Origin of the sequence: Amycolatopsis sp. NPDC098790, from assembly GCF_044759945.1 — a bacterium.
Taxonomy (GTDB): Bacteria; Actinomycetota; Actinomycetes; order Mycobacteriales; family Pseudonocardiaceae; genus Amycolatopsis.
The window spans coordinates 1,957,529-1,980,503 of the sequence record NZ_JBIWAI010000001.1; the positions used below are offsets into that span (position 1 = coordinate 1,957,529).

General features: G+C 71.0%; 23 protein-coding genes and 1 riboswitch. Of the genes, 13 read left to right on the forward strand and 10 right to left on the reverse strand.

Going from position 1 to position 22,975, the window contains the following annotated elements:
- Positions 1-28: 28 nt before the first annotated feature.
- Positions 29-1,039 (forward strand): phosphatidylinositol-specific phospholipase C domain-containing protein, encoded by a 1,011-nt coding sequence (locus tag ACIQWX_RS09840; protein ID WP_400867756.1) that lies wholly within the window; start codon positions 29-31, stop codon positions 1,037-1,039.
- Here the strand turns inward: ACIQWX_RS09840 and ACIQWX_RS09845 are convergent.
- On the reverse strand, positions 1,036-1,959 hold the full coding sequence (locus ACIQWX_RS09845) for an NADP-dependent oxidoreductase (protein ID WP_400867758.1): 924 nt from the start codon (positions 1,957-1,959) through the stop codon (positions 1,036-1,038). The two genes, ACIQWX_RS09840 and ACIQWX_RS09845, sit on opposite strands and share 4 nt — an antisense overlap.
- 92 nt (positions 1,960-2,051) lie before the next feature.
- On the opposite strand from ACIQWX_RS09845, the gene ACIQWX_RS09850 reads away from it, so the two are divergent.
- Positions 2,052-2,447 carry a winged helix-turn-helix transcriptional regulator gene (locus ACIQWX_RS09850; protein ID WP_400867760.1) on the forward strand — a complete coding sequence of 132 codons (396 nt, stop codon included), beginning with the start codon at positions 2,052-2,054 and terminating at the stop codon, positions 2,445-2,447.
- Here the strand turns inward: ACIQWX_RS09850 and thiD are convergent.
- The 3 genes from thiD to ACIQWX_RS09865 all read right to left on the reverse strand — a co-directional run bounded on the left by thiD (position 2,430) and on the right by ACIQWX_RS09865 (position 5,926).
- Entirely contained in the window at positions 2,430-3,230 is an 801-nt protein-coding gene (thiD, locus tag ACIQWX_RS09855; RefSeq protein ID WP_400867762.1) for a bifunctional hydroxymethylpyrimidine kinase/phosphomethylpyrimidine kinase, read from the reverse strand. The genes ACIQWX_RS09850 and thiD overlap by 18 nt on opposite strands.
- Positions 3,227-4,861 (reverse strand): phosphomethylpyrimidine synthase ThiC, encoded by a 1,635-nt coding sequence (gene thiC / locus ACIQWX_RS09860; protein WP_400867764.1) that lies wholly within the window; start codon positions 4,859-4,861, stop codon positions 3,227-3,229. Before thiC ends, thiD begins: the two co-directional genes overlap by 4 nt.
- Positions 4,855-4,976: riboswitch (TPP riboswitch) on the reverse strand. Its footprint overlaps the gene before it by 7 nt.
- Before the next feature lie 38 nt (positions 4,977-5,014).
- Positions 5,015-5,926, reverse strand: a complete 912-nt coding sequence (locus ACIQWX_RS09865) for a S1C family serine protease (RefSeq protein WP_400867766.1) — start codon at positions 5,924-5,926, stop codon at positions 5,015-5,017.
- 201 nt (positions 5,927-6,127) lie between these two features.
- Here ACIQWX_RS09865 and ACIQWX_RS09870 point away from each other — a divergent pair, with 201 nt between their 5' ends.
- The gene (locus ACIQWX_RS09870; protein WP_400867768.1) at positions 6,128-8,293 is read left to right on the forward strand and encodes a glycoside hydrolase family 15 protein; all 2,166 of its coding nucleotides are present in this window, start codon (positions 6,128-6,130) and stop codon (positions 8,291-8,293) included.
- A gap of 40 nt (positions 8,294-8,333) precedes the next feature.
- Here ACIQWX_RS09870 and ACIQWX_RS09875 read toward each other — a convergent pair whose 3' ends face one another.
- Positions 8,334-8,912, reverse strand: coding sequence for a peptide deformylase (locus ACIQWX_RS09875; protein WP_400867770.1), 579 nt, complete (start codon positions 8,910-8,912; stop codon positions 8,334-8,336).
- A 155-nt stretch (positions 8,913-9,067) separates the two neighbouring features.
- Between ACIQWX_RS09875 and ACIQWX_RS09880 the strand changes: the two genes are divergently transcribed.
- Together ACIQWX_RS09880 and ACIQWX_RS09885 are read left to right on the forward strand one after the other, a co-directional pair.
- Positions 9,068-9,376 carry a DUF3263 domain-containing protein gene (locus tag ACIQWX_RS09880; protein ID WP_003101701.1) on the forward strand — a complete coding sequence of 103 codons (309 nt, stop codon included), beginning with the start codon at positions 9,068-9,070 and terminating at the stop codon, positions 9,374-9,376.
- Positions 9,373-9,999, forward strand: coding sequence for a LytR C-terminal domain-containing protein (locus tag ACIQWX_RS09885; RefSeq protein WP_400867773.1), 627 nt, complete (start codon positions 9,373-9,375; stop codon positions 9,997-9,999). Before ACIQWX_RS09880 ends, ACIQWX_RS09885 begins: the two co-directional genes overlap by 4 nt.
- 71 nt (positions 10,000-10,070) lie before the next feature.
- On the opposite strand, the gene ACIQWX_RS09890 is transcribed toward ACIQWX_RS09885, so the two are convergent.
- Genes ACIQWX_RS09890 through ACIQWX_RS09900 form a run of 3 tightly spaced genes read right to left on the reverse strand, consistent with a single transcriptional unit; the run spans position 10,071 to position 14,042 of the window.
- On the reverse strand, positions 10,071-12,341 hold the full coding sequence (locus tag ACIQWX_RS09890) for an AAA family ATPase (protein ID WP_400867774.1): 2,271 nt from the start codon (positions 12,339-12,341) through the stop codon (positions 10,071-10,073).
- A gap of 24 nt (positions 12,342-12,365) precedes the next feature.
- Positions 12,366-13,313 carry a CDP-diacylglycerol--serine O-phosphatidyltransferase gene (gene pssA / locus ACIQWX_RS09895; protein ID WP_400867776.1) on the reverse strand — a complete coding sequence of 316 codons (948 nt, stop codon included), beginning with the start codon at positions 13,311-13,313 and terminating at the stop codon, positions 12,366-12,368.
- Between the two features lie 3 nt (positions 13,314-13,316).
- Complete coding sequence (locus ACIQWX_RS09900) at positions 13,317-14,042, reverse strand: phosphatidylserine decarboxylase (RefSeq protein ID WP_400867778.1); 726 nt, start codon at positions 14,040-14,042, stop codon at positions 13,317-13,319.
- Positions 14,043-14,291: 249 nt separating this feature from the next.
- Between ACIQWX_RS09900 and ACIQWX_RS09905 the strand changes: the two genes are divergently transcribed.
- Positions 14,292-14,510: a hypothetical protein gene (locus ACIQWX_RS09905; RefSeq protein ID WP_400867780.1), complete on the forward strand. Its 219-nt coding sequence runs from the start codon at positions 14,292-14,294 to the stop codon at positions 14,508-14,510.
- Positions 14,511-14,550: 40 nt separating this feature from the next.
- Here ACIQWX_RS09905 and ACIQWX_RS09910 read toward each other — a convergent pair whose 3' ends face one another.
- Positions 14,551-14,835, reverse strand: a complete 285-nt coding sequence (locus tag ACIQWX_RS09910; RefSeq protein ID WP_400867782.1) for a GlsB/YeaQ/YmgE family stress response membrane protein — start codon at positions 14,833-14,835, stop codon at positions 14,551-14,553.
- Between the two features lie 72 nt (positions 14,836-14,907).
- On the opposite strand from ACIQWX_RS09910, the gene ACIQWX_RS09915 reads away from it, so the two are divergent.
- Together ACIQWX_RS09915 and ACIQWX_RS09920 are read left to right on the forward strand one after the other, a co-directional pair.
- Entirely contained in the window at positions 14,908-15,474 is a 567-nt protein-coding gene (locus tag ACIQWX_RS09915; protein ID WP_400867784.1) for a helix-turn-helix domain-containing protein, read from the forward strand.
- Positions 15,471-16,724 (forward strand): MFS transporter, encoded by a 1,254-nt coding sequence (locus tag ACIQWX_RS09920; RefSeq protein WP_400867785.1) that lies wholly within the window; start codon positions 15,471-15,473, stop codon positions 16,722-16,724. Before ACIQWX_RS09915 ends, ACIQWX_RS09920 begins: the two co-directional genes overlap by 4 nt.
- Here the strand turns inward: ACIQWX_RS09920 and glp are convergent.
- A complete protein-coding gene (glp, locus tag ACIQWX_RS09925; protein WP_400867787.1) occupies positions 16,678-17,871 on the reverse strand; it encodes a gephyrin-like molybdotransferase Glp in 1,194 nt (397 codons plus the stop codon). The genes ACIQWX_RS09920 and glp overlap by 47 nt on opposite strands.
- A 73-nt stretch (positions 17,872-17,944) precedes the next feature.
- Between glp and ACIQWX_RS09930 the strand changes: the two genes are divergently transcribed.
- From ACIQWX_RS09930 to groL, 5 genes are all read left to right on the forward strand, one after another.
- The gene (locus ACIQWX_RS09930; protein WP_372670208.1) at positions 17,945-18,622 is read left to right on the forward strand and encodes a TIGR00266 family protein; all 678 of its coding nucleotides are present in this window, start codon (positions 17,945-17,947) and stop codon (positions 18,620-18,622) included.
- Positions 18,622-19,245 (forward strand): AIM24 family protein, encoded by a 624-nt coding sequence (locus tag ACIQWX_RS09935; protein ID WP_400867790.1) that lies wholly within the window; start codon positions 18,622-18,624, stop codon positions 19,243-19,245. Before ACIQWX_RS09930 ends, ACIQWX_RS09935 begins: the two co-directional genes overlap by 1 nt.
- A gap of 112 nt (positions 19,246-19,357) precedes the next feature.
- Entirely contained in the window at positions 19,358-19,564 is a 207-nt protein-coding gene (locus tag ACIQWX_RS09940) for a cold-shock protein (RefSeq protein WP_329054617.1), read from the forward strand.
- A gap of 66 nt (positions 19,565-19,630) precedes the next feature.
- Positions 19,631-21,094, forward strand: a complete 1,464-nt coding sequence (locus tag ACIQWX_RS09945) for a serine/threonine-protein kinase (RefSeq protein WP_400867791.1) — start codon at positions 19,631-19,633, stop codon at positions 21,092-21,094.
- A 229-nt stretch (positions 21,095-21,323) separates the two neighbouring features.
- Complete coding sequence (gene groL, locus ACIQWX_RS09950) at positions 21,324-22,952, forward strand: chaperonin GroEL (RefSeq protein WP_003085442.1); 1,629 nt, start codon at positions 21,324-21,326, stop codon at positions 22,950-22,952.
- The last annotated feature ends 23 nt before the right edge of the window (positions 22,953-22,975 follow it).

Genomic DNA, 22,975 nt, shown 5'->3' on the forward strand with positions numbered 1-22,975 from the left:
AACGTTACTCACGTTCGAAGGAGCCTGGATGAAGCTCTTCTCGGTGGCGGTCCTCACGGCGGCGCTCGTGCTCTCCGGGGCGACGGCCGCGAACGCGGACAGCCCGAAGCTCTCCCACGTCACGACGGTCGGCGTGCACAACACGTACGACCCGGCGGCCTACGACTACCTGGCCCGGGCACTCGACGCCGGCTCGTCGCTGATCGAGCTGGACGTCTGGCCGGACTTCTTCACCCACGAGTGGAAGGTCAGCCACTCGAACCCGTTGGGAAACAACAACAACTGCGTCGCGGCGACGTCGGCCGCGCAGCTGTACACCGGCGGCAAGAACAAGAACCTCGAATACTGCCTCGACGACATCCGGATCTGGCTGGCCGCCCACCCGGGGCACACGCCGATCACTTTGAAACTGGAGATGAAGACGGGCTTCTCGGACAACACCGGCATGGGCCCGGACGAGCTGGACGCCACGTTCCGCTCGCACCTCGGCAGCGTCGCCTTCCGCCCGGCCGAGCTGCTCGGGAGCTACGCCACGCTCGACGACGCGTCCAAGGCGGACAACTGGCCGTCGGTGGACGCGTTGCGGGGCCGGGTGATCACCGAGATCATCCCGGGCACGGTCGAGGAGGGGAACCCGACCGACACGCTGAAGACCGACGTCGAGTACGCGCGGTACCTGGTCGGGCTCAAGAACGCGGGCAAGCTGGGCGACGCGAACATCTTCCCGACCGTGCACGGCGCGGCCGGCGGTGACCCGCGGGACAAGTACACCGCCGACCTCAAGCCGTGGTTCGTCGTGTTCGACGGCGACGCGAACGCGTGGGTGACGCAGACCGGGCCGTGGTGGTACGACGCCAACCACTACTACGTCGTGATGACCGACGGCCAGAACGTCGCGCCGGCCATCGACGCCCACAACCCGACGGTCGACCAGGCCAACCAGCGCGTCGCCGACCTGGCGAAGCAGCACGCGTCGGTGGTCACGTCGGACTGGACCGGGTTGACGACGGTGCTGCCCCAGGTGCTCGCCAGGGGTTAGACGGTCAGCACGAGCTTGCCGGACACCCGGCCGGACTCACCCAGCTCGTGCGCCTTGGCCGCCTCTTCGAGCGGGAACGTCTGCTCGACGCGGACCTTGAGCTGACCGGCCTCGATCAGTCCGACGAGGCCGGTCAGCCCGCCGCGGTCCGGCTCGACGAGGATCCGTTCCGTCCGCACTTTCCTTGCCGCGGCGGCTTTTTCGACGCGATCCGCGACGCCGCTCGGCACGCCGATCAGCAGGCCGCCTTCCTTGATCGAGGGCAGCCAGCGCAGGTCGCTCTTCTCGCCGACGAGTCCGAAGTAGACGTCCACATCGGACGTGGTGGCGTTCTCGTCGTGGTAGTCGAGGGGTTCGTCGACGCCGAGTTCGCGCAGCAGGTCGTGCTTGCCGGCGCTGGCCGTGCCGATGACGTGCGCGCCGCGCGCCTTGGCGATCTGCACGGCCAGGTGGCCGACCCCGCCCGCGGCGGCGTCGACGAACACCCGCTGTCCTTCGTGGACGTTCGCGACGTCCACAAGTCCCTGCCACGCGGTGAGTCCGGCGAGGGGGAGTGCGGCGGCCTCGGCGAACGACAGCCCGGCCGGCTTGCGCACGAAGTGCCGCGAGGGCGCGGTGACGTACTCCGCGTAGGCGCCGGCGGGGCGCGGGAACCACGGCATGCCGAGGACTTCGTCGCCTTCGCGGACGCCGGTGGCGCCGAAACCGGCCTGCTCGACGACGCCGGCGACGTCCCAGCCGACGGTGAACGGCGGTTCGCCGAGGAACCCGCCGCCCGCGCGCACCTTCCAGTCGACGGGGTTGATGCCGGCCGCGTGCACCCGCACCAGGACCTCCGTCGGCCCGGGCTCCGGGCGTGGTGCTTCGGTGACGCGGAGCACCTCCGGCCCGCCGAGCGTCTCCTGGGTCACGATGCGCATCTCTGCTCTCCTTCTATCCGAGGGTCTCCTCCTATACTCGGAGCGTTCGTCACTTTTCGCCAGAAGGCACTAATAAGTGAAGTAGGTACCTGATGGAAACCACCTGTGACCAGGACGGACCCTGGGATGTGTATCTCCGGAGCTGCCCTTGCCGGGACGTGCTGGACCTGCTGGCCAACAAGTGGACGGCCCTGATGCTGGGCGCACTGGCCCGGGGTCCCCACCGGTTCGGCGAGCTGCGCCGGGCTGTCGACGGCATCAGCCAGAAGATGCTCACGCAGAACCTCCGCCAGCTGGAGCGCGACGGCTTTCTGACGCGCACGGTGTACCCGACCACGCCCCCGACGGTGGAGTACGCGCTGACGGAGATGGGCGCGGAGGTGGGCGCGCACCTGGTGGCGCTGAGCACGTGGTCGCAGGCGAACTTCGACCGCATCCGCTCCTCTCGCGAGGAGTACGACAGCCGGGAGCTAGCGCCGGTCCGGTAGCACCCAGAACGGCGAGACCGGGCCCACTCCCGCACCGAGCGGGTAGGACTCCGCCACGCAGCGCTCGATGAACTTCTTGCCCGCCGCCACCGCGTCCGGCACGGACGCGCCCTTCGCCAGCGACGACGTGATCGCCGAGGCCATCGTGTCGCCGCCGCCGTGGGTGTTGTCCGTTTCGAACCTCGGGCCGCTCAGCGAAACGTACTCGCGGCCATCGGTGAGGAGGTCGACGCAGGTGCTGCCGGTCATGTGGCCGCCCTTGACGAGCACCCACTGCGACCCGAACTCCAGCAGTGCCTCCGCCGCCGCGCGCTGGGAGGTCGCGTCGGACACCGAGATGCCCGTCAGCAGGCCGACTTCGTCCAGGTTCGGCGTGATCAGCGTCGCGCGGGGGAACAGCTCCGTGCGGATCGCCTCCAGCGCGTCCTCGCGCAGCAGCGCGTGACCCGTCATCGACGCCGCCACCGGGTCGACCACCAGCGGGCCCACCTCGACCTCGTCGAGGGTCTTGGCGACCGACCGGATGATCTCCGCCGTCGCCAGCATTCCCGTCTTCGCCGCGTTCACGCCCATGTCGGACGCCACCGCCTTGATCTGCGCGGTCACCACGTCGGCCGGGATCTCCGTGAAACCCTGTACGCCCAACGAGTTCTGCACGGTGACCGCGGTCAGCGCCACCAGCCCGTGGAGGCCGTGGGCGAAGAACGTCCGCAGGTCCGCCTGGATGCCCGCACCACCGCCGGAGTCCGAGCCGGCGATGGTGAGGGCAGTGGGCGGTGTCATGGCTGAACTACGGGCAGGTAGACCTGGCCGCCGGACTCGGTGAACTCGGCCGACTTCGAAGCCATGCCGGCCTCGATGGCCTCCACGGTGGACAGACCGTGCTCCTCGGCGTACTTGCGGACGTCCTGCGTGATCCGCATCGAGCAGAACTTCGGCCCGCACATCGAGCAGAAGTGCGCGGTCTTGGCCGGCTCGGCGGGCAGTGTCTCGTCGTGGAACGAGCGCGCGGTGTCGGGGTCCAGGGACAGGTTGAACTGGTCGTTCCAGCGGAACTCGAAGCGCGCCTTCGACAGCTCGTCGTCCCACTCCTGCGCGTACTGGTGCCCCTTGGCCAGGTCGGCGGCGTGCGCGGCGATCTTGTACGTGATCACGCCGGTCTTGACGTCGTCGCGGTTCGGCAGGCCGAGGTGCTCCTTCGGCGTGACGTAGCACAGCATCGCCGTGCCGTACCAGCCGATCTGGGCCGCGCCGATGGCCGACGTGATGTGGTCATAAGCCGGCGCGATGTCCGTCGCGAGTGGACCGAGCGTGTAGAAAGGTGCTTCGCCGCAGAGCTTTTCTTCCAGCTCGACGTTCTCCTTGATCTTGTGCATCGGCACGTGGCCGGGGCCCTCGATCATCACCTGGACGTCGTGCGACCGCGCGATGTGCGTGAGCTCGCCCAGCGTTTCCAGCTCGGCGAACTGGGCGCGGTCGTTGGCGTCGGCGATCGAACCCGGGCGCAGGCCGTCGCCGAGGGAGAACGTGACGTCGTACTGCCGGAGGATCTCGCAGAGCTCCTCGAAGTGCGTGTACAAAAAGGACTCTTGGTGATGTGCGAGGCACCACGCGGCCATGATCGAACCGCCGCGGCTGACGATCCCGGTGACGCGCCGGGCGGTCAGCGGGATGTAGCGCAGCAGCACGCCGGCGTGCACGGTGACGTAGTCGACGCCCTGTTCGCACTGCTCGATGATCGTGTCGCGGTAGATCTCCCACGACAGCTTTTCCGGTTCGCCGTCGACCTTCTCCAGTGCCTGGTAGATCGGCACGGTGCCGACCGGGACCGGCGAGTTGCGGATGATCCACTCGCGCGTCTCGTGGATCCGCTTGCCGGTGGAGAGGTCCATGATCGTGTCGGCGCCCCAGCGGGTCGCCCAGACCATCTTGTCGACCTCTTCCTCGACCGACGACCAGACGGCCGAGTTGCCCATGTTGGCGTTGATCTTCACGAGGAAGTTCTTGCCGATGATCATCGGCTCGGTTTCGGGGTGCTTGCGGTTGACCGGGATCACCGCACGCCCGCGGGCCACCTCGTCGCGCACGAACTCCGCGGAAACCCGTTCACGGGCCGCGATGTACTCCATTTCGCGCGTGATGACACCCTGTTTGGCCCAGCCGAGCTGGGTGTTGTGCTCGCGCCCGTCGGCCCAGCCGGCGCGCAGCCGGTGGAGTCCACTGTGGACGTCGATGGCCACGTCGGGATCCGTGTACGGGCCCGAAGTGTCGTAGACGTCGAAGTGCTCGCCGTTCGAGAGGTCGATCCGGCGGGCAGGAACACGCAAACCGGATTCGGTCTGGTGGTAAACCTTGTGCGAGCCCGTGATCGGGCCGGTCGTGACGGAGACGTGCTTGTTCTCCAATGTCGTCAACGACTTTCACTCCCTACGCCGGCATTACCCGGTCAGGTTCATGCGGTCGGTGACGCCGGGAAAACCCCAGTCACCCTCTCAGCCCGCCATGGCGCGAGCTCCCGCGTTGGTGTTGTGCCACCGACCATGCCACGCCGGAGCGCGATACTCAAGTCACCCGACCAACTCGGCCGGAGTGGCGTAGACGTCGACCATGGCTCCGTTGCGCAGCACGGTGATCGGCAGTGCGGTGCCGATCACTTCCGCGAACAGCTGCCGCTGGATGCCTTGCGCGTCCGAGACGCGGGTGCGGCCGACGGTCAGCACGAGGTCCCCGGCGCGCAGTCCGGCCCGCTCGGCGGGGCCGCCGGACACGACTTCGCGCACCCGCAGCCCGGCGGCCTGCCCGGTGCGCTCGGCGACGTCGTCCGGCAGCGGCGCGGGCACGCCGACGACGCCGAGGTACGCGCGCCGCACCCGGCCCTCGACGACGAGCGTGTCGATGATCCGCCGAGTGGTCGCGTTGATCGGCACGGCGAGCCCGAGCCCGACGCCGGCGACCGCGGTGTTGACGCCGACGACCCGGCCGGCGGAGTCGGCGAGCGCGCCGCCGGAGTTGCCGGGGTTGAGCGCGGCGTCGGTCTGGATGACGTCCTCGATCACCCGCCCGGCGCGGCCGTGGCGCACCGGCAACGCCCGGCCGAGCGCGCTGACGACGCCGGCGGTGACGGTGCCGGAGAACCCGAGCGGGCTCCCGATGGCCACGACGAGCTGCCCGACGACGAGGTTGTCGGCGTCGCCGAGCTGAGCGGCCGACGGCGTCTCGCCGCGAGCCCGCAGCACGGCGAGATCGGACAGCGGGTCGGCGCCGACGACGTCGAAGGGCACTTCGCTACCGTCCGCGAAGGTCGCGACGCCGCGCCGGTGATCGGCGACGACGTGGGCGTTGGTGAGCAGGTGGCCGTCGTCGGCGAAGACGACGGCCGACCCGCTGCCGCGCGCGAGCTGGACCCCGGCGACGTGCGGGGTGACGGTCTTCGCGACCGTGCTGACCACGCGCGAGTAGGCGTCCATCGCGTCTTCCATGAGGGCACCTCGATTACACCGTTGCAGGTACTTCAAGTTTGCTCCCGAAAGAGGTGGACGGTGGTTCGCTGTCCGTGAACCGCCGACCGGACCAGTGACGGTCAGTGGTTCACCGGTTCGGACCATGCGCCGGTGAAGGATCGGCGAGACACTTCCAGGCGCTTCTGTAACGGTGCAGAAGCGATCTTCTGTGGGGTTGATATGCGCAAACTCATGTTCGGCGCCCTCGCTGGGCTGCTGGTCACCGGCCTGATCCCGGCGACCGCGGCGGCGCAGGGCGAGGCTCCCGGCGCTCCGGGCGCCCATCCCAGCTGGCTGCCCGCCAACAAGACCGGTTTCGGCACGGCTCACAACCGGTCGAGCAACGTCTGGTTCACCCTCCAAGGTGGCCAGATGTCCGAGGTCTACTACCCGGACCTGTCGACGCCGAGCGTCCGGTCGATGAACTTCGTCGTCACCGACGGCCGCAGCTTCGCGACCGTCGACTACACCGCGAAGTCGCAGCAGGTCCGGCGCACCGACGACGACAGCCTGGTCTACGAGCAGACGATCACCGACGACCAGCACCGCTGGCGCCTGCGCAAGACCTACGTCACCGACCCGGCCGCCACGACGGTGCTGGTGGACGTCGACTTCCAGTCGCTCACCGGGCGGCCGTACCAGCTCTACGCGGTCGCCGACCCGGACCTCACCAACGACGGTTCGGACGACTCCGCCGCGCGTAAGGGCGACGCCGTCACCGCGCAGGACGCCACGAACGCCGCCGCCCTGACCGCCAAGCCCGCCTTCACGAAGACGAGCGTCGGCTACGCGGGCGCGTCCGACGGGAACACGCAGCTCACCAAGACGTTCAAGCTGACCACCTACGACACCGCCGCCAAGGGCAACGTCCTGCTGACCGGGCAGACCGCGGCCGACGGCGTCCGCAACCGGCACGTCACCCTCGCGCTCGGCATGGGCGCGAAGGCCGGCGACGCGCTCGGCAGCGCGCAGGCGTCGCAGCGACGCGGCGTCCGCGACATCACGCGCGCGTACGACCGCGGCTGGCAGCAGTACCTGCGCGGGGTGAGCAAGCCGCCGTCGTCGCTGAAGACCGACGCCGAGCGCGACCTATACAAGGCGTCGATGCTGACGCTCGCCGCGAGCGAGGACAAGCACCACCCGGGCGCGTTCATCGCGTCGCCGAGCATGCCGTGGCGGTTCGGGAACAACGACCCCGAGTGGTCGCCGTCCGGCACCTACCACCTGGTCTGGCCGCGCGACCTCTACCAGATCGCGACCGGGCTGGCCGCCGGCGGCGACACGGCCGCGGCGAACCGTTCGGTGTCCTACATGTTCGGCACGCAGCAGCAGCCCGACGGGCACATGCCGCAGAACAGCCGCGTCGACGGCGTCCCGTACTGGACGTCGATCCAGCTCGACGAAACCGCTTTCCCGATCGTGCTGGCCCAGCAGCTCGGCCGCAACGACCTGTGGCCCGGCGTCCGCAAGGCCGCCGACTTCATCCTCGGCTACCGGGGCCCGAACGGGCAGCCTTCGCCGTACACGCAGCAGGAGCGGTGGGAGGAGCAGGACGGCTGGTCCCCGTCGACGATCGCGTCGGTGATCGCCGGGCTGGTCTGCGCGGCGGACATCGCGTCGCACAACGGCGCGGCCACCGACGCCGCCCGCTACCTCGCCGCGGCCGACAAGATGAAGGCCGACCTGCCGAAGCAGACGATCACCACGAACGGGCCGCTGTCGAAGGACCCGTACTTCGTCCGCCTGACCAAGGACGCCAACGCGAACAACGGGACGACGTACAACCTCGGCAACTCGAGCGTGACCATGGACCAGCGCGCGGTCACCGACGCGGGCTTCCTCGACCTCGTCCGGCTCGGCATCTACCGCGCGGACGACCCGGTGATCCGCAACAGCATCCGCGTCACCGACAAGGACATCGCGTTCACGACCCCGACCGGGCAGTTCTGGCACCGGTACACGAAGGACGGCTACGGCGAGCAGGCCGACGGTTCGCCGTGGGACTACACGTTCCCGGCCGAAAGCCGCACGACGTTCGGCCGGCTCTGGCCGCTGCTGGCGGGTGAGCGCGGCGAGTACGAGCTGACGCTCGGCGACCCGGCCTCGGCGGCGCGGCGGCTGCGTGACCTCGGCCGGGTCAGCAGCTCGGCGGAGACCATGCCGGAGCAGGTGTGGGACGAGAACCCGCCGTCCGGGCAGACCGGCTTCCCGCCGGGCACGCCCAACGCGTCGGCGACCCCGCTGGCCTGGACGCACGCGCAGTACGTCCGGCTCGCGCAGGACGTCAAGGCGGGCTCGGTCCTGGAGACGCCGCGCGTGGTCCGCTGCCACTTCCTCGGCTGCTGAACCGGCGAAGGGCCCCTCGATCGAGGGGCCCTTCGTGGTCTCAGATGACGGCGCCGTCGTCCTCGGGGGTTTTCGGCGGGAGCCACGAGTTGCCCGGGACGCCCCACTTGTTGTGCTTCAGCATCTTCTTCGCCGCGCGTGCGTGGCGGCCGACCAGGCGGTCCAAGTAGATGTACCCGTCCAGGTGGTCGGTTTCGTGCTGCAGGCAGCGCGCGAAGTAGCCGGTGCCCTCGACCTCGATCGGGTTGCCCTCGATGTCGGAGCCGGTCACCTTCGCCCACTTCGCGCGGCCCGTCGGGTACGACTCGCCGGGCGCTGAGAGGCAGCCCTCCCAGTCGTCGTCCGGGTCCGGCATGGTTTCCGGGATCTCCGACGTCTCGAGCTTCGGGTTGACCACGACGCCCTTGTGCCGCACGCCTTCGTCGTCCGGGCAGTCGTAGACGAACACCCGCAGGTCGAGGCCGATCTGGTTGGCCGCGAGGCCGACGCCCTCGGCGGCGTACATCGTCTCGAACATGTCGTCCACGAGCGTGCGCAGCTGCGCGTCGAACTCGGTGATCTCCCGGGTCGGCTGGTGCAGCACGGGTTCGCCGGCGATAACGATGGGGTGGATGGTCACGGCGAGCCAGTTTAGTCGGACCCTTCTGGTAGACCTGCATCAGACCGTGACGCGCCGACGTCGAAGCCCACGTCGGCGGCCGCTTCCGTGGTTGAATGGCGCCCGCGGAAGAGCTAGGTCTGATTCGCCATGACGCCCGATTGAGAGGGACTCGGATGGACGCCGCGGAGTCGATGGCTGAGCCGCAGCCGTCGCCGCCGAAGCCCGTGCCCGGCCTGACCGAACGCGAGGTCGAGATCCTCGCCTTCGAGCGCCAGTGGTGGCGACACGCCGGGGCGAAGGAGAACGCCATCCGCGAACGCTTCGATCTGTCCGCCACTCGCTACTACCAGCTGCTCAACAAGCTGCTGGAGAAGCCGGAGGCGATCGAGGCCGACCCGATGCTGGTGAAGCGGCTGCGCAAGACCCGCGCCGCCCGCCAGCGCAAACGAGGTGCCCGGCGACTGGGGATCGAGCTGAAATGAGCGTGTTTTCGGGAATGTCCCGGCCGATGAAGGCCGCGGGCGTCGCCCTGGTCGGCGTGGCGATCATCGCCGCGGTCATCGGCGGGATCACCGCACTGGGCGGGGGCAACGGGTCCGACGAGGCCGGGCCGAGCGGCACGACGACGCAGCCGGGCACGTCCGGCGGGACGTCGGCGCCGCCCGCCACTTCGTCGACGGCCACCCCGCCCTCGACCTCGACGAACCCGTCGTCGCCCACCCCGCCGCCGGCGACGACCACGCCACCCGCTGGCCAGCCCACGCCGGGACAGCCGGGTCAGCCCGGTGACCAGCAGGCGTCCAACAAGTGGGTGACCGTCCGGGTCTTCAACAACTCGACGATCAAGGGCCTGGCGGACCGCGCGGCCGAGGACTTCCGCGGCGGCGGCTGGAACGTCAACGAGGTCAGCAACTACTCGCAGGGCGTCATCCCGACGACGACGGCGTTCTACCGCCCGGGCACCGACGAGGAAGCCGCGGCCAAGCAGCTCGCGCAGGAGTTCGGCATCAAGGCCGAGCCCCGCTTCCCGGGCATCGAGAGCGCGAGCCCCGGCGTGATCGTCATCGTGACCAAGGAATACGAGTCCGGCCACAAGGGCAGCTGACGCACCTGCTTCACACCACAAAGCCGCACTTTCCCTAGGAAAGTGCGGCTTTGTGGTGCAAAGCGGGAAGTTCAGTCGCCGGCCTGGGTCTTCGCGTACGCCTCCAGCGTGGCGAGCTGGGCCGGGTCGAGGCTTGGCCGGACCGTCTTGCGGGCCGCGTCCAGGTGCGCCGCGGTGACTTCGCGGGCCTCCAGTGACTCGCGCATCGCCGTCAGCGCCGCCTCGCGGATCAGCGCCGCGCAGTCGGCCGCCGAGTAGCCGTCCAGAGTGGACGCCACCTCGGTGAGGTCCACATCGGACGCCAGCGGCGTGTTCTTCGAGCTGGCGGCGAGGATCGCGGCGCGGGCCTCGGCGTCCGGCGGCGGCACGTAGACGCGGCGCTCGAGCCGTCCCGGCCGCAGCAACGCCGGGTCGACCAGCTCCGGCCGGTTCGTCGCGCCCAGCACGACGACCTCGCGCATCGGCTCGACACCGTCCAATTCGGTCAGCAGCGCCGCGACCACGCGGTCGGCGACCCCGGAGTCCGACGACTGGCCGCGGCGCGGGGCCAGCGCGTCGATCTCGTCCAGGAAGATCAGCGACGGCGCGGCCTCGGCGGCCCGGCGGAACAGCTCCCGCACCGCGCGCTCGGACTCGCCGACCCACTTGTCCATCAGTTCGGCGCCCTTGACCGCGAAGACGTTCAGCGCGCCGGTGCCGGCCAGCGCCCGGACCAGGAACGTCTTGCCGCCGCCGGGCGGGCCGTACAGCAGCACGCCACGCGGCGGTTCGACGCCGAGCCGCGCGAACGAGTCCGGGTACCGCAGCGGCCACAGCACCGCCTCGGTGAGCGACTGCTTGACGTCGACCATGTTGCCGACGTCGTCCAGGGTCAGGCCGCCGGTGGCCAGGTTGTCCGAAGTGGACATCGAGACCGGCCGGACGGTGGCCAGCGCGTCCAGCAGGTCCTGCTGCGAGATGCGCGGCTCCTCGGCCTCGCGCTGGCGCAAGGCCGCGCGCAACGCGGCGTCGCGGCGCAACGCGATGAGGTCCGCGGCGACGAACCCCGGCGTCCGCTCGGCGAGGACGCCGCAGTCGATGCCGGTGTCGAGCGGGACGTCGCGGAGCAGGACGTTCAGCAGTTCGCGGCGCGTTTTCGCGTCCGGCAGCGCGAGGGACAGCTCCCGGTCCAGCAGGTCGGCGGCGCGCAGGCGCGGGTCGGCGGACTCGGCGCGGGCCGTCGTCGCGACGACGGCGAAGCGCTCGCGCCGCAGTGCCGTCCGCAGCTCCTCGAGCACGACGGTCGCGACCGGCGGCGGCGTGGCCGCGGGCAGCAGCGCGTCGACGTCGGTGAGCAGCAGGACCGTGGGCCCGTCGGCCGCGCGGACGGCCTCGCGCAGGCGCGCGACCGCGACGTTCGGGTCCAGCACGGCGAGGTTCGGGGCGGCCACCGGCACCACGCGGATGTCGGCCTCGTTCGCCACCGACCGCACGAGCGTCGCCTTGCCGACGCCTTCGGGGCCGGACAGCAGGACGCCGAGGTGGGCGGGCGCGCCCAGCCGGGCCAGCAGCTCGGGGCGGTGGAACGCGAGGTCGAACCACTCGGCGAGCTTGCGCGCGGCCGCCTCGGCGCCGATCAGGTCGGCCAGCGGGACGGCGGGTTCGGCGGCCTCCTCGACCACGGCGACTTCGTCTTCGACGATCTCCGCGTCGATCCACTCCTCGGCCGCGGTGACGGCGGAGGTGCGCACGAGCGCGGTCGCCGTCCGGGGCGCGGCGGGTTCGGGGGCGGGCCGGGCGCCGTCGCGCCAGACGACCACAGTGGACGGTCCGACCGCGACGGTGCCGGCCGGCTCGGTCGCGGTGACGGTGAGCAGCTCGTTGGTCCAGGTCGCGCCGATCGCCCGCGACAGCTGGCCGCGCAGGCCGGCCGGGTCGGACCCCGGCTGCGGCGCGAGGTCCTGCGGCAGCAGGGAAACGGCGTCGCCGACGGTGAGCACCTTGCCGATCAGGGCGAGCCGCAGCATGTGCGGGCTGACCGAGACGCTGGCCAGCCGCGACCCGGCGACGGTGACCGTCTTGGCCGCGGCGACGTCGGCCGGCGCGACCACGACCTCGGCGCCTTCGGTGACGCCGAGGTTCGACATGGTGACGTCGTCGGTGAGGACGATCCCGGGCACGTCGGCCTCGTCGGTCGGCGCGGCGAGGGCGGCGCTGACCCGGGCGCCGGTGAGGTGCACGGCGTCCCAGGCCCGCAGGCCGAGGGCGTCGAGGACTTCGGGGTGCAGCCGGACGACACCGCGGCGGGTGTCCAGCGCGGACGGCGTGTGCCGGACGGTCAGCGTGATCTGCGGGTGGCTCACGCCGTTCACCCTAGCGATCCGGAGCTACTTGCGGCGCAGGCCGATCTGCCGCCATGACCGGCGCCGCGGCCCCTGGCCGTTCTCTGACGTTCCTCGCGGAGTCCGGACCGTCTCCCGCGGCAGCCGGACCGCGCGAACCGCGCCCGCCACCCGGCGGCGCAGCGGCGGCCGCAAGCCCAGGCGGCGCGACGAACGGGCCCGGCGGATCGCCCGGCGCTCGCGCGGCGGGACCGTCCACGCCTCCGGGTGCGCCGCCAGCCAGCGGTGCCGGTAGACCGAGTACGGGATGTGCGCCAGGTACAGGACCATCGCCACGAGCAGCGCGACCAGCGGGAACTGGATGATCGCCGCGGCCAGCAGGGCCACGCCGATCAGCAGCGGGGCGATCGCCTTGGCCGGGGCCTTGACCGTCTTCAGCGACAGCGTCGGGATGCGGCTGATCAGCAGGGCCGCGATCGCGATCGTCCACGCCCACACGACGTACTGCGAGGACCACCAGCCCGAACCCCACTGCAGGTACGCCACCAGCGGCAGCATCGCCAGCAGGCCGCCGGCCGGGGCCGGGACGCCGACGAAGAACTCGCTCGCGTACGGGGGCTGCTCGGTGTCGTCCAGCAGCGTGTTGAAGCGCGCCAGCCGCAGGATCATGCAGACGGCGAAGATCAGCGACGCCACCCAGCCGATCCGGTCCGCGCCCGTCTGCCACACGTAGATGACCAGCGCCGGGGCGACGCCGAAGGAGATGCCGTCGGACAGCGAGTCCAGCTCCGCGCCCATTTTCGACGTCGCGTCCAGGAGACGCGCGATCCGGCCGTCCAGGCTGTCGAGCACCGCCGCGATGCCGATCGAGGCGATCGCCATCGCGTAGTTCTTCGTCAGCGCGAACTGCACGGCCGACAGCCCCGCGCACAGCGCGAGCACGGTGATGGCGTTCGGCAGCAACCGGACGCCGGGGGTGGTCACGCGGACCATCGATCAGCCTTTCGCAGGCGCGGCAGGGAGTTCGGCGATCACGGTCTCGCCGCCGATCGTGCGCTGACCCTTGCTCACCAGCACGGTCGAGCCCGGCGGAAGGTAGAGGTCGACCCGCGAGCCGAACCGGATGATGCCGTAGGTCGACGCGGCGCCGACCTTGTCGCCCTCGCGGATCTCGCAGAGGATGCGGCGCGCGACCAGCCCGGCGATCTGCACGACGACGAGCTCGTGGCCGTCTTCGGTGCGCATCAGCACGGAGTTGCGTTCGTTGTCGTCGCTGGCCTTGTCCAGGTCGGCGGAGAGGAACTTGCCCGGCCGGTAGGCGACGCGCTCGATCACGCCGTTCGCCGGCACGCGCTGGACGTGCACGTCGAACACCGAGAGGAACACCGACACGCGCATCCGCGGCTCGGCAGGCAGGCCCAGCTCGGCGGGCGGGACGGCTTCCTCGATCAGCGACACCAGCCCGTCGGCCGACGCGAGCGCGACGCCGTCACGCGGCGGCGGGACCCGCTTCGGCTCGCGGAAGAACGCGGCGGTCGCCACGGTCGCGAGCGCCCCGACGAGTCCGAGGCGCTTGGAGAACCGGCGCGCGAGCAGCGTCGCGGCGATCCCGCCCGCCACGAACGGCCGGCCGGCCGGGTGCATCGGCGGCAGCGTCTCGCGGGCGAGCTGCAGGGCGTGTGCGACGGGGTTGGCGCCGGGCTCCGGCCGGGTGCCGCTCATGGTCGGGTCCCCTGGTTTCGTGTCGGAAGGAGGTGTCGGCGCCGGGGTCCGGCCGCCGCGTACGGGCGCCACCACGCTACCGCTGCCCCAGGCGGGGCTCGCCGCGTGCCCCTGGTCGGCTCCCTCGCGAGGGTGTCCCCGCAGCGGGTGGGAGGGACCACATCCCGGTAACGCTTGGTCGAATTCAGCGACAACTCTCAGTAGTTGACGCCGTTCGGGGCGCTGCCACTTGAGCCTTGGGAGGGGACGATGACCGATCACCGCGATCCAGCCGACGCCCGCCTCGACGAGCTGTTCGGGGCGTGGCTGGCGGAGATCGACGAGGTGCCGCTGCCGGCCCTGCTGGACCCGCTGCGCGCCGTCGACGTGGTGCTCGAAGCGAAGAAGCGGAACCGGGGCCGGGTGCATCCGCCCCCCGACGGCGCATGCACCCGGCCACCGGGAGATGCGCGTGAGGAAGCAGTTTAGCGGCTGATGGCCGGTTGATCACCGAATGTCCGAGCAAAAGTTACGAACGGTCACTCGGACGGCGGCCGACACCGGTTACGAGCCGCAGGATCGCCAGCAGCACGACGGCGCCGAGGATGGCCACGCCGAAGCTGGGGAAGTCGAAGTCGAACGTCTTGGACTGGCCGGTCGCGAGCCGGTAGAGCAGCCCGCCGAGCGCCGCGCCGACCACGCCGACGAGTACGCTGACCAGGCAACCTTGCCGGCGCCGGTCCCGGCCGCCGACGACCAGGTTCCCGGCCCAGCCGACGATCGCCCCGAAGATCACCCATGCGACGAAACCCATGGCGGGAGCTTACGCGAACGCTTGCACAAGAGCCATTGCACAAGAGGTGTTGTACAACTACTCTTGTGCGTCATGGTGAGGGAAGAGAACGTCCGGGAGATCCGGGACTCGAAGGCACTGGCCGCGATCGCGCACCCGCTGCGCCACCGCCTGCTGGACCTGCTGCACCTCGACGGCCCGGCGACGGCGTCGCTGCTGGCGGAGAAGACGGACCAGGCGGTGGGGAACATCAGCCACCACCTCAAGGTGCTGGCGGCCAGCGAGCTCATCGAGGAGGCGCCCGAGCTGGCCAGGGACCGCCGGGAACGGTGGTGGCGGCGGACCTCCAGCGCGATCAAGTGGGGCGCCCAGGACTTCCCCGACGACCCGATCGCCGAAGCGGCCGAGGTGCTGACCCTCGACCACCAGCACGCGATCGCCCGCGAGTGGCTGGTCAAGCGCGACACCTATCCCGAGGAGTGGCGCGGGGCGCTGTTCAGCATCGACGGCTGGGCGCGGCTGTCCATCGCCGAACTGGCCGAGCTGAACGACCGGATCGTCGTGATGCTCGCCGAGTACCGGAACCGCGCCGTGCCGGACGACGACGTCGAGCGCCGTCCGGTCTTCTTCGCCGCGCGGACTTCGCTGGGCCAGCCGTGAAGGGGCTCTGGGGGAACAGGGACTTCCGGCTGCTCTGGACCGGCGAGACCACGAGCATGCTCGGCAGCATGGTCGCGACCACGGCGTTGCCGCTGGTCGCGGTGGTCACGCTGGACGCGAGCACATTCCAGGTCGCGCTCCTGACCGCGGCGGCCTGGCTGCCCTGGCTGCTCGTCGGCCTGCCCGCCGGCGCGTGGGTCGACCGGCTGCCGAAGCGCCCGGTCATGCTGATCTGCAACACGGTGTCGATGGCGGTGTTCGGGAGCATCCCGCTCGCGGCCGCGTTCGGCGTGCTCACGATGTCGTTCCTGCTGGTCGCGGCCCTCCTCGGCGGCGTCGCGAAGGTGTTCTTCAGCCTCGCCTACCGCGCTTACCTGCCGTCGCTGGTCCCCGGCGGCGACCTCCTGGGCGCCAACGCGAAGCTGCAGGGCAGCGAGTCGGCGACGCAGGTCGCCGGGCCCGGCCTGGCCGGCCTGCTGGCTCAGGCGTTCGGGCCGGTCAGCGGCGTTCTCGCGGACGCCGTCAGCTTCGGCGTCTCGGTGCTGTGCGTGCGGGCGATCCGAGTCCGCGAGGCCGTGGTCCCGCCGGCCCGGACGCGGCTGCGCAGCCAGATCGCCGAGGGCCTCCGGTTCGTCGCCGGCGACCGGTACCTGCGGTCGATGATGGCGTTCGCCGCCGTCTCGAACCTCGCGCTGTCCGGGTACCAGGCCATCCAGATCGTCTTCCTGTCCCGCACGCTCGGCGCGGCACCCGGCCTGGTCGGCCTGGTCCTGGCGGTGGCAGCGACCGGCGGAGTGCTCGGCGCGGCGCTGGCCGGCCGCCTCGGCGCGCGCTTCGGCGCCGCCCGCGCGTTCCTGCTGTGCGAGCTGTTCGCCGCGCCGATGATGCTGCTCGGGCCGCTGAGCGGACCGGGCTGGGGGCTCGGGCTCTTCGTCCTCGCCGAGTTCGGCGTCTGCGCCGGTGTCGTGGCCTCGAACGTGCTGACCACGACGTTCCGGCAGCAGTACTGCCCGCCCGAGCTGTTCGGCCGGATCACCTCCAGCGCGTCGCTGGTCGCCTACGGCACGATCCCGCTCGCCGGCGTGCTCGGTGGCGTGCTGGGCGAGACGATCGGCGTCCGCGAGACGCTGTGGGTGATGTCCGGCGTGCTGATCGCCGCGCTCCCGCTGCTCGCGCCGTACCGGAGGCTGCGGGAGTTCCCGGCTAGAGCAGCAGGACGTCCACCTCGTCGCCTTCCGCTGCCGACGTGACGTCCTCCGGCAGCACGATCAGGCAGTTGGCCTGCGTGAACGCGGCCAGCAGGTGCGAGCCAGGCCCGCCGCGCGGCCCGACGACCCCGGTGACCTCGCGGTCGGACGGCGTGAACACGCCCCGGCGGTACTGGCGGCGGCCGGCCGGCGAGGACATCGCCTCCAGCAGCCGGGCCCGCACGCGCCGGCGCGAGACGTCGGTGTGGCCCATGGCCGTCAGCAGCGCCGGGCGCAGGAACGCCTCGAACGACACGAGCACGCTGACGGGGTTGCCGGGCAGGGTCACGACCGGCACTCCCTGCCAGCGTCCGCAGCCCTGCGGCCCGCCCGGCTGCATCGCGATCTTCGCGAACTCGACGCCCTGGCCGGACAGCGCGTCCTTCACCACTTCGTACGCGCCCGCGCTGACGCCACCGGAGGTGACGAGCAGATCGGCGTCGGCGAGCTTCGGCTCGATGACCTTGCGGAACTCCTCGACGTCGTCGACGACGCTGCGGACCACCTCGACCTCGCAGCCGAGGCCGCGGACCGCGGCGGCGAGCATCACGCTGTTGGACTCGTAGATCTGGCCGTGCCGCAGCGGCGCGGGCGCGTCGATCAGCTCGGTGCCGGTGGAGGCGATCAGCACCCGCAGCGGCCGGTGCACCCGCACCTCGGCGAGCCCGACCGCGGCGGCCAGGCCGAGCTGGGAGTGGCCGAGGACGGTCCCGGCGTGCAGGGCGAGGGCGCCTTCGAGGACGTCCTCACCGGAGCGCCGGATGTGCGCGCCTTCGGTGGCCGTGGCGGAGATCGTCACGGTCTCGGTGCCGCCGTCGGTGTCCTCGACCATCACGACGGCGTCCGCGCCGGGCGGCAGCGGCGCGCCGGTCATGATCCGGTGCGCGGTGCCCGGTTCCAGCGGCCGGACGTCGACCCGGCCCGCCGGGATGTCGTCGGCGACCGGCAGGGTCACCGGTGCCGCGGCGACGTCGGCGGCGCGGACCGCGTAGCCGTCCATCGCGGAGTTGTCGAAGGGCGGGAGGGACACGCCGGCCCGCACGTCTTCGGCGAGCACGAGGCCGGCCGCGGCGGCGAGGGGCAGGGCGGTCGCGGGGGAGGTGCCCAGGAGCGCGGCCACTTTGTCGCGGTAGTCGTCGACGGAGATCACCGGACCATCCTCCCCGCGTTTCGCGGGCGTGCAAGACTCTGCCCCGTCACAGGCACGCCGTAGGGGAGCACGCATGCAGGTCGGAGTCCGTCAACAGCCCTCGTTCGCCGTCGCCCGGCTGATGCTGGCGCCCGGGGAGCCGTGCCAGGTCGAGTCCGGCGCCATGATGGCCACCAGCTACGGCGTGCAGGTCCAGTCGCAGGCCCAGGGCGGGATCATGAAGGGCCTCGGGCGCGCGTTCCTCTCCGGCGAGTCCTTCTTCATCTCCACCTTCACCGCGCCGCAGAACGGCGGCTGGGTCGACGTCGCGGCCAACCTGCCCGGCGACATCCAGGTGATCACCCTCGACGGCCGCACCGGCTGGGCCGTCACCCGCGGCTGCTGGCTCGCGTCGTCGCACGGCGTGCAGACGGAGACCAAGTGGGGCGGCATGAAGAACCTGATGGGCGGCGAAGGCGGGTTCCTGACCCACGCCACCGGCCAGGGCCAGCTGCTCGTCTCCTGCTACGGCGCCGTCGAGACGATCACGCTGCAGCAGGGCGAGATGGTGACCATCGACACCGGGCACGTCGTCGCGTACGCCGACACCGTCCAGTACCAGATCCGGAAGGTCGCCACCGGCATCATCCAGTCCATGAAGAGCGGCGAAGGGCTCGTGTTCGACTTCGTCGGTCCCGGCCAGATCATGACGCAGACGCGCAACCCGTCCGCGCTGATCAGCTGGATCATCTCCCACGTCCCGTCCCGCTGATGCGCGTCCAGACCCGGCACACGCCCGCCTTCGGCGTCGCCCGCGTCCTGCTCGACCCGGGCGAGTCGGTGCAGGCCGCGCCGGACACGCTGCTCGCCAGCCGGTTCGGCGTCACCGAAGCGCCGGCGGGCCGCGGCGGCGTCCGCGCGGGCAAGTCCGCGGCGACCGTCTACACCGCACCCGCCGACGGCGGCTGGCTCGACTTCGCGCCGCTGCGCCCCGGCGACGTCTACCCGCTCGAGCTCGGCGGCGGCACCGGCTGGGCGGTGCACCGCGACGCCGTGCTGGTCCGGCCGTCGTCGGTCCGGCACGACCCGGGCTGGGCGCCGCTGCAGCAGCTCTTCGGCGCCGACTCCGGGTTCCTGGAGCACTACAGCGGAACCGGGCCGCTCGTGCTGGCCGCGCCGGGCCCGGTGGACGCGTTCGAGCTCGGCCAGGGCGAGCTGGTCACGGTCCGGCCGGACTACCTGCTGGCCTACCCCGACACCGTCCAGTGCCGGCTGCGCGCGCTCGATCCGGGCGGTCCTCAGTCGTTGCGCACCGGCGAAGGACTCGCCGTCGACTTCGCCGGGCCCGGGACGGTGCTCGTGCAAGCGCGGAACAGACGCCTTTCTTCGACGTGATCTTCAAACGAATTGCCCATTGCCGAGGGCGGTAATTCCGGTAGCGTGATTGGCACTTCCGCCGCTGGCATCCGCTCGGGCCAGCGGATCCTTTGTGCTGAGGGAGGGCGCCGTGGCTGTCGGCACCGTCAAATGGTTCAACTCGGAAAAGGGCTACGGGTTCATCGAATCCACCGACGGTCCGGACGTGTTCGTCCACTATTCGGCCATCCAGGCCGAAGGATTCCGCACTTTGGACGAAGGCGACCGCGTCGAGTTCGAAGTCCAGTCCGGGCGTGACGGGCGGAGTCAGGCGGCGGACGTCCGCAAGGTGTCATAGCAGCGCTGATCACCCGATTGGCGAACCCCCGGCAGCCTGCGAACCTGGGACGTTAGGCTGCCGGGCGTGACAGGCGATGTGTCGGGGGACCTCACCGGTCGCCGGCTGGGCAACTACCGCATCGACGGGGTGCTCGGCAAAGGCGGCATGAGCGTCACCTACAAGGCCACGGACGTGCGTCTCGGCCGCAAGGTGGCGCTGAAGGTGATCGGTGACCACCTCGGGGCCGACGCCGAGTTCCGCGAGCGGTTCGTCGACGAGGCGCGCAACACGTCCGCGATCGACCACGCCAACGTCGTGCCGCTGTACGACTTCGGCGAGCTCGACGGCATGCTCTACATCGCCATGCGCATGGTCGACGGCGGCGATCTCGCCGGGTTGATCTCGGGCGGTCCCATCGCGCCCGCGCGCGCCCTGACGATGCTCGACCAGGTCGCGGACGCCCTCGACACGCTGCACAACCGTGGTCTGGTCCACCTGGACGTCAAGCCGGCCAACGTGCTCGTGACGAAGAAGGAGACGTCACGCGAGCACGTGTACGTCGCCGACTTCGGGCTGACGCGCCGCGGCGCGACGGGCCACCGCACGCGCGGCGGCGACTTCCTCGGCTCGCCGACGTACGCGGCGCCCGAGCACCTGCGCGGCGAACCCCTGGACGGGCGCACCGACCAGTACGCGCTGACGTGCGTCCTCTTCGCGTGCCTGACGGGCAGCCCGCCGTTCAAGGGCGACGTCCCGACGGTGATCAAGGGCCACCTCAACGGCGACCCGCCGTCGATCTCCCGGGTGGTCGCGCTGCCGCCGGCGATCGACGAGGTGATCCGCCGCGGCATGGCCAAGAACCCGGCCGACCGCTACCCCAGCTGCGTCGAGATGATCGCGGCCGCCCGCCGCGCGCTCGGCGCCCAGGCGGCGTCGGACACCCCGCCGGGCCCACCCGGGTCCAATTCGGGTGGAATCCCCGCGCCGCAGCGCCATGGTCAGGTACAACAGGGGCCGCACCAGAACAGCGCACCGCAGGGAGAGGGGGCCCCCGTGCACCCGTACGGAGGACAGCAGCAGCCCGGCTACGGCCAGGGCCCCGGTCCCGGCGGTCCGCAGGGGCCACCGCCCGGTCCGCCGGGGATGCCGCCGCAGGGCCCGCCGCCCGGCTACGGCTACCCACAGCAGGGGCCGCCCCCGGGTTACGGCTACCCGCAGCAGCCGGGGATGCCGCCGCAGGGCCTGCCCCCGCAGGGCTACGGCCAGGACCCGATGCGGCTGCGTCCCCCGATGCCCGCCGGCGGCGCGGGCGCGTTCCACCAGCCGAAGAGCGGCGGTGGCAAGAAGTGGCTCTTCGTCGTCCTCGGCCTGGTCGTCGTGGCGGGGCTGATCGTGGGCGCGATCTTCCTGTTCAGCGACGGCGGCAGCGGGGGCGGCGGCACGACGACGGCCCCGAACATCCCGGTCGGCCCCGGCGACTCGCAGAGCAACCCGACGTCTTCGTTGAACACACCCCCGACGTCGATCACCATCAAGCCGGGCAACTGAATCCGTGCCGCGCTGAGCTGGCCTTCTTGCACTCTCCCCCCGAGAGTGCTAAACACGGTGTTGGCACTCGACGCCGTCGAGTGCCAAAGGTCGGGACGGTGAGGCTGGCCCCCACCCGGGTCCAGTCGTCCGTCGCGGGCACCGAGCCTGGCCGAGGAAGAGTCCTGCTGCCGCCGCTGCACAAGCAACAGCGCGGCGGCTGCGCCCAATACCGGAGGACCACACCGCAATGGCCAAACTGATCGCGTTCGACGAGGACGCCCGCCGCGGTCTCGAGCGCGGCTTGAACACCCTCGCCGAAGCCGTCAAGGTGACCCTCGGCCCGCGGGGCCGGAACGTCGTGCTCGAAAAGAAGTGGGGCGCGCCGACCATCACCAACGACGGTGTCTCCATCGCCAAGGAGATCGAGCTCGAGGACCCGTGGGAGAAGATCGGGGCCGAGCTCGTCAAGGAGGTCGCCAAGAAGACCGACGACGTCGCGGGTGACGGCACCACCACCGCCACCGTGCTCGCCCAGGCCCTCGTCCGCGAGGGGCTGCGCAACGTCGCCGCCGGCGCCGACCCCATCTCCCTCAAGCGTGGCATCGAGGCGGCCGTCGAGGCCGTCACCGAGCAGCTGCACAAGGCCGCCGTCCAGATCGAGACCAAGGAGCAGATCGCTGCTACCGCCTCGATCTCGGCCGCTGACCGCACCATCGGCGAGCTGATCGCCGAGGCGCTGGACAAGGTCGGCAAGGAAGGCGTCGTCACCGTCGAGGAGAGCAACACCTTCGGCCTCGAGCTCGAGCTCACCGAGGGCATGCGCTTCGACAAGGGCTACATCTCCGGTTACTTCGTGACCGACCCGGAGCGTCAGGAAGCCGAGCTGGAGGACCCGTACATTCTCCTCTTCGGTTCCAAGATCTCCACCGTCAAGGACGTCCTGCCGCTGCTGGAGAAGGTCATCCAGTCCGGCAAGCCGCTGCTGATCATCGCCGAGGACGTCGAGGGCGAGGCCCTGGCCACCCTCATCGTCAACAAGATGCGCGGCACCTTCAAGTCCGTCGCCGTCAAGGCCCCGGGCTTCGGTGACCGCCGCAAGGCGATCCTGCAGGACATCGCGATCCTGACCGGTGGCCAGGTCATCTCCGAGGACGTCGGCCTCAAGCTGGAGAACGCGGACCTGTCCCTGCTGGGCAAGGCCCGCAAGGCCGTCATCACCAAGGACGAGACGACCATCGTCGAGGGTGCGGGCGACGCCGACCAGATCCAGGGTCGCGTCAACCAGATCCGCGCCGAGATCGACAACTCGGACTCGGACTACGACCGCGAGAAGCTGCAGGAGCGGCTCGCGAAGCTGGCCGGCGGCGTGGCCGTCATCAAGGCCGGCGCCGCGACCGAGGTCGAGCTCAAGGAGCGCAAGCACCGCATCGAGGACGCGGTGCGCAACGCGAAGGCCGCCGTTGAAGAGGGCATCGTCGCCGGTGGTGGCGTCGCTCTCATCCAGGCTGCCGAAGCCGCGTTCGCGGGCCTGAAGCTCGAGGGCGACGAGGCCACTGGCGCCAACATCGTCAAGGTGGCCGTCGAGGCCCCGCTCAAGCAGATCGCGATCAACGCCGGCCTCGAAGGCGGCGTCGTGGTGGAGAAGGTCAAGGGCCTGCCGCAGGGTCACGGCCTCAACGCCGCCACGGGTGTCTACGAGGACCTGCTCGCCGCCGGCGTGCCGGACCCGACGAAGGTCACCCGCTCCGCGCTGCAGAACGCCGCCTCCATCGCGGCGCTGTTCCTGACCACCGAGGCCGTCGTGGCGGACAAGCCGGAGAAGGCTTCGGCCGCTCCCGCCGACCCGTCCGGTGGCATGGGTGGCATGGACTTCTGAGTTCGCTGCTTTGCCGGGAAGCC

Excerpts from the sequence above, each read along its gene's own strand:
- groL (WP_003085442.1), top strand. The coding sequence starts at position 21,324 with ATGGCCAAACTGATCGCGTTCGACGAGGACGCCCGCCGCGGTCTCGAG.
- thiD (WP_400867762.1), bottom strand. The coding sequence starts at position 3,230 with ATGACACCGCCCACTGCCCTCACCATCGCCGGCTCGGACTCCGGCGGT.
- ACIQWX_RS09910 (WP_400867782.1), bottom strand. The coding sequence starts at position 14,835 with ATGGGTTTCGTCGCATGGGTGATCTTCGGGGCGATCGTCGGCTGGGCC.
- ACIQWX_RS09930 (WP_372670208.1), top strand. The coding sequence starts at position 17,945 with ATGCAGGTCGGAGTCCGTCAACAGCCCTCGTTCGCCGTCGCCCGGCTG.
- ACIQWX_RS09845 (WP_400867758.1), bottom strand. The coding sequence starts at position 1,959 with ATGCGCATCGTGACCCAGGAGACGCTCGGCGGGCCGGAGGTGCTCCGC.
- ACIQWX_RS09870 (WP_400867768.1), top strand. The coding sequence starts at position 6,128 with ATGCGCAAACTCATGTTCGGCGCCCTCGCTGGGCTGCTGGTCACCGGC.
- ACIQWX_RS09865 (WP_400867766.1), bottom strand. The coding sequence starts at position 5,926 with ATGGAAGACGCGATGGACGCCTACTCGCGCGTGGTCAGCACGGTCGCG.
- ACIQWX_RS09885 (WP_400867773.1), top strand. The coding sequence starts at position 9,373 with ATGAGCGTGTTTTCGGGAATGTCCCGGCCGATGAAGGCCGCGGGCGTC.
- ACIQWX_RS09900 (WP_400867778.1), bottom strand. The coding sequence starts at position 14,042 with ATGAGCGGCACCCGGCCGGAGCCCGGCGCCAACCCCGTCGCACACGCC.
- ACIQWX_RS09880 (WP_003101701.1), top strand. The coding sequence starts at position 9,068 with ATGGACGCCGCGGAGTCGATGGCTGAGCCGCAGCCGTCGCCGCCGAAG.
- ACIQWX_RS09915 (WP_400867784.1), top strand. The coding sequence starts at position 14,908 with ATGGTGAGGGAAGAGAACGTCCGGGAGATCCGGGACTCGAAGGCACTG.
- ACIQWX_RS09850 (WP_400867760.1), top strand. The coding sequence starts at position 2,052 with ATGGAAACCACCTGTGACCAGGACGGACCCTGGGATGTGTATCTCCGG.
- pssA (WP_400867776.1), bottom strand. The coding sequence starts at position 13,313 with ATGGTCCGCGTGACCACCCCCGGCGTCCGGTTGCTGCCGAACGCCATC.
- ACIQWX_RS09905 (WP_400867780.1), top strand. The coding sequence starts at position 14,292 with ATGACCGATCACCGCGATCCAGCCGACGCCCGCCTCGACGAGCTGTTC.
- ACIQWX_RS09935 (WP_400867790.1), top strand. The coding sequence starts at position 18,622 with ATGCGCGTCCAGACCCGGCACACGCCCGCCTTCGGCGTCGCCCGCGTC.
- ACIQWX_RS09840 (WP_400867756.1), top strand. The coding sequence starts at position 29 with ATGAAGCTCTTCTCGGTGGCGGTCCTCACGGCGGCGCTCGTGCTCTCC.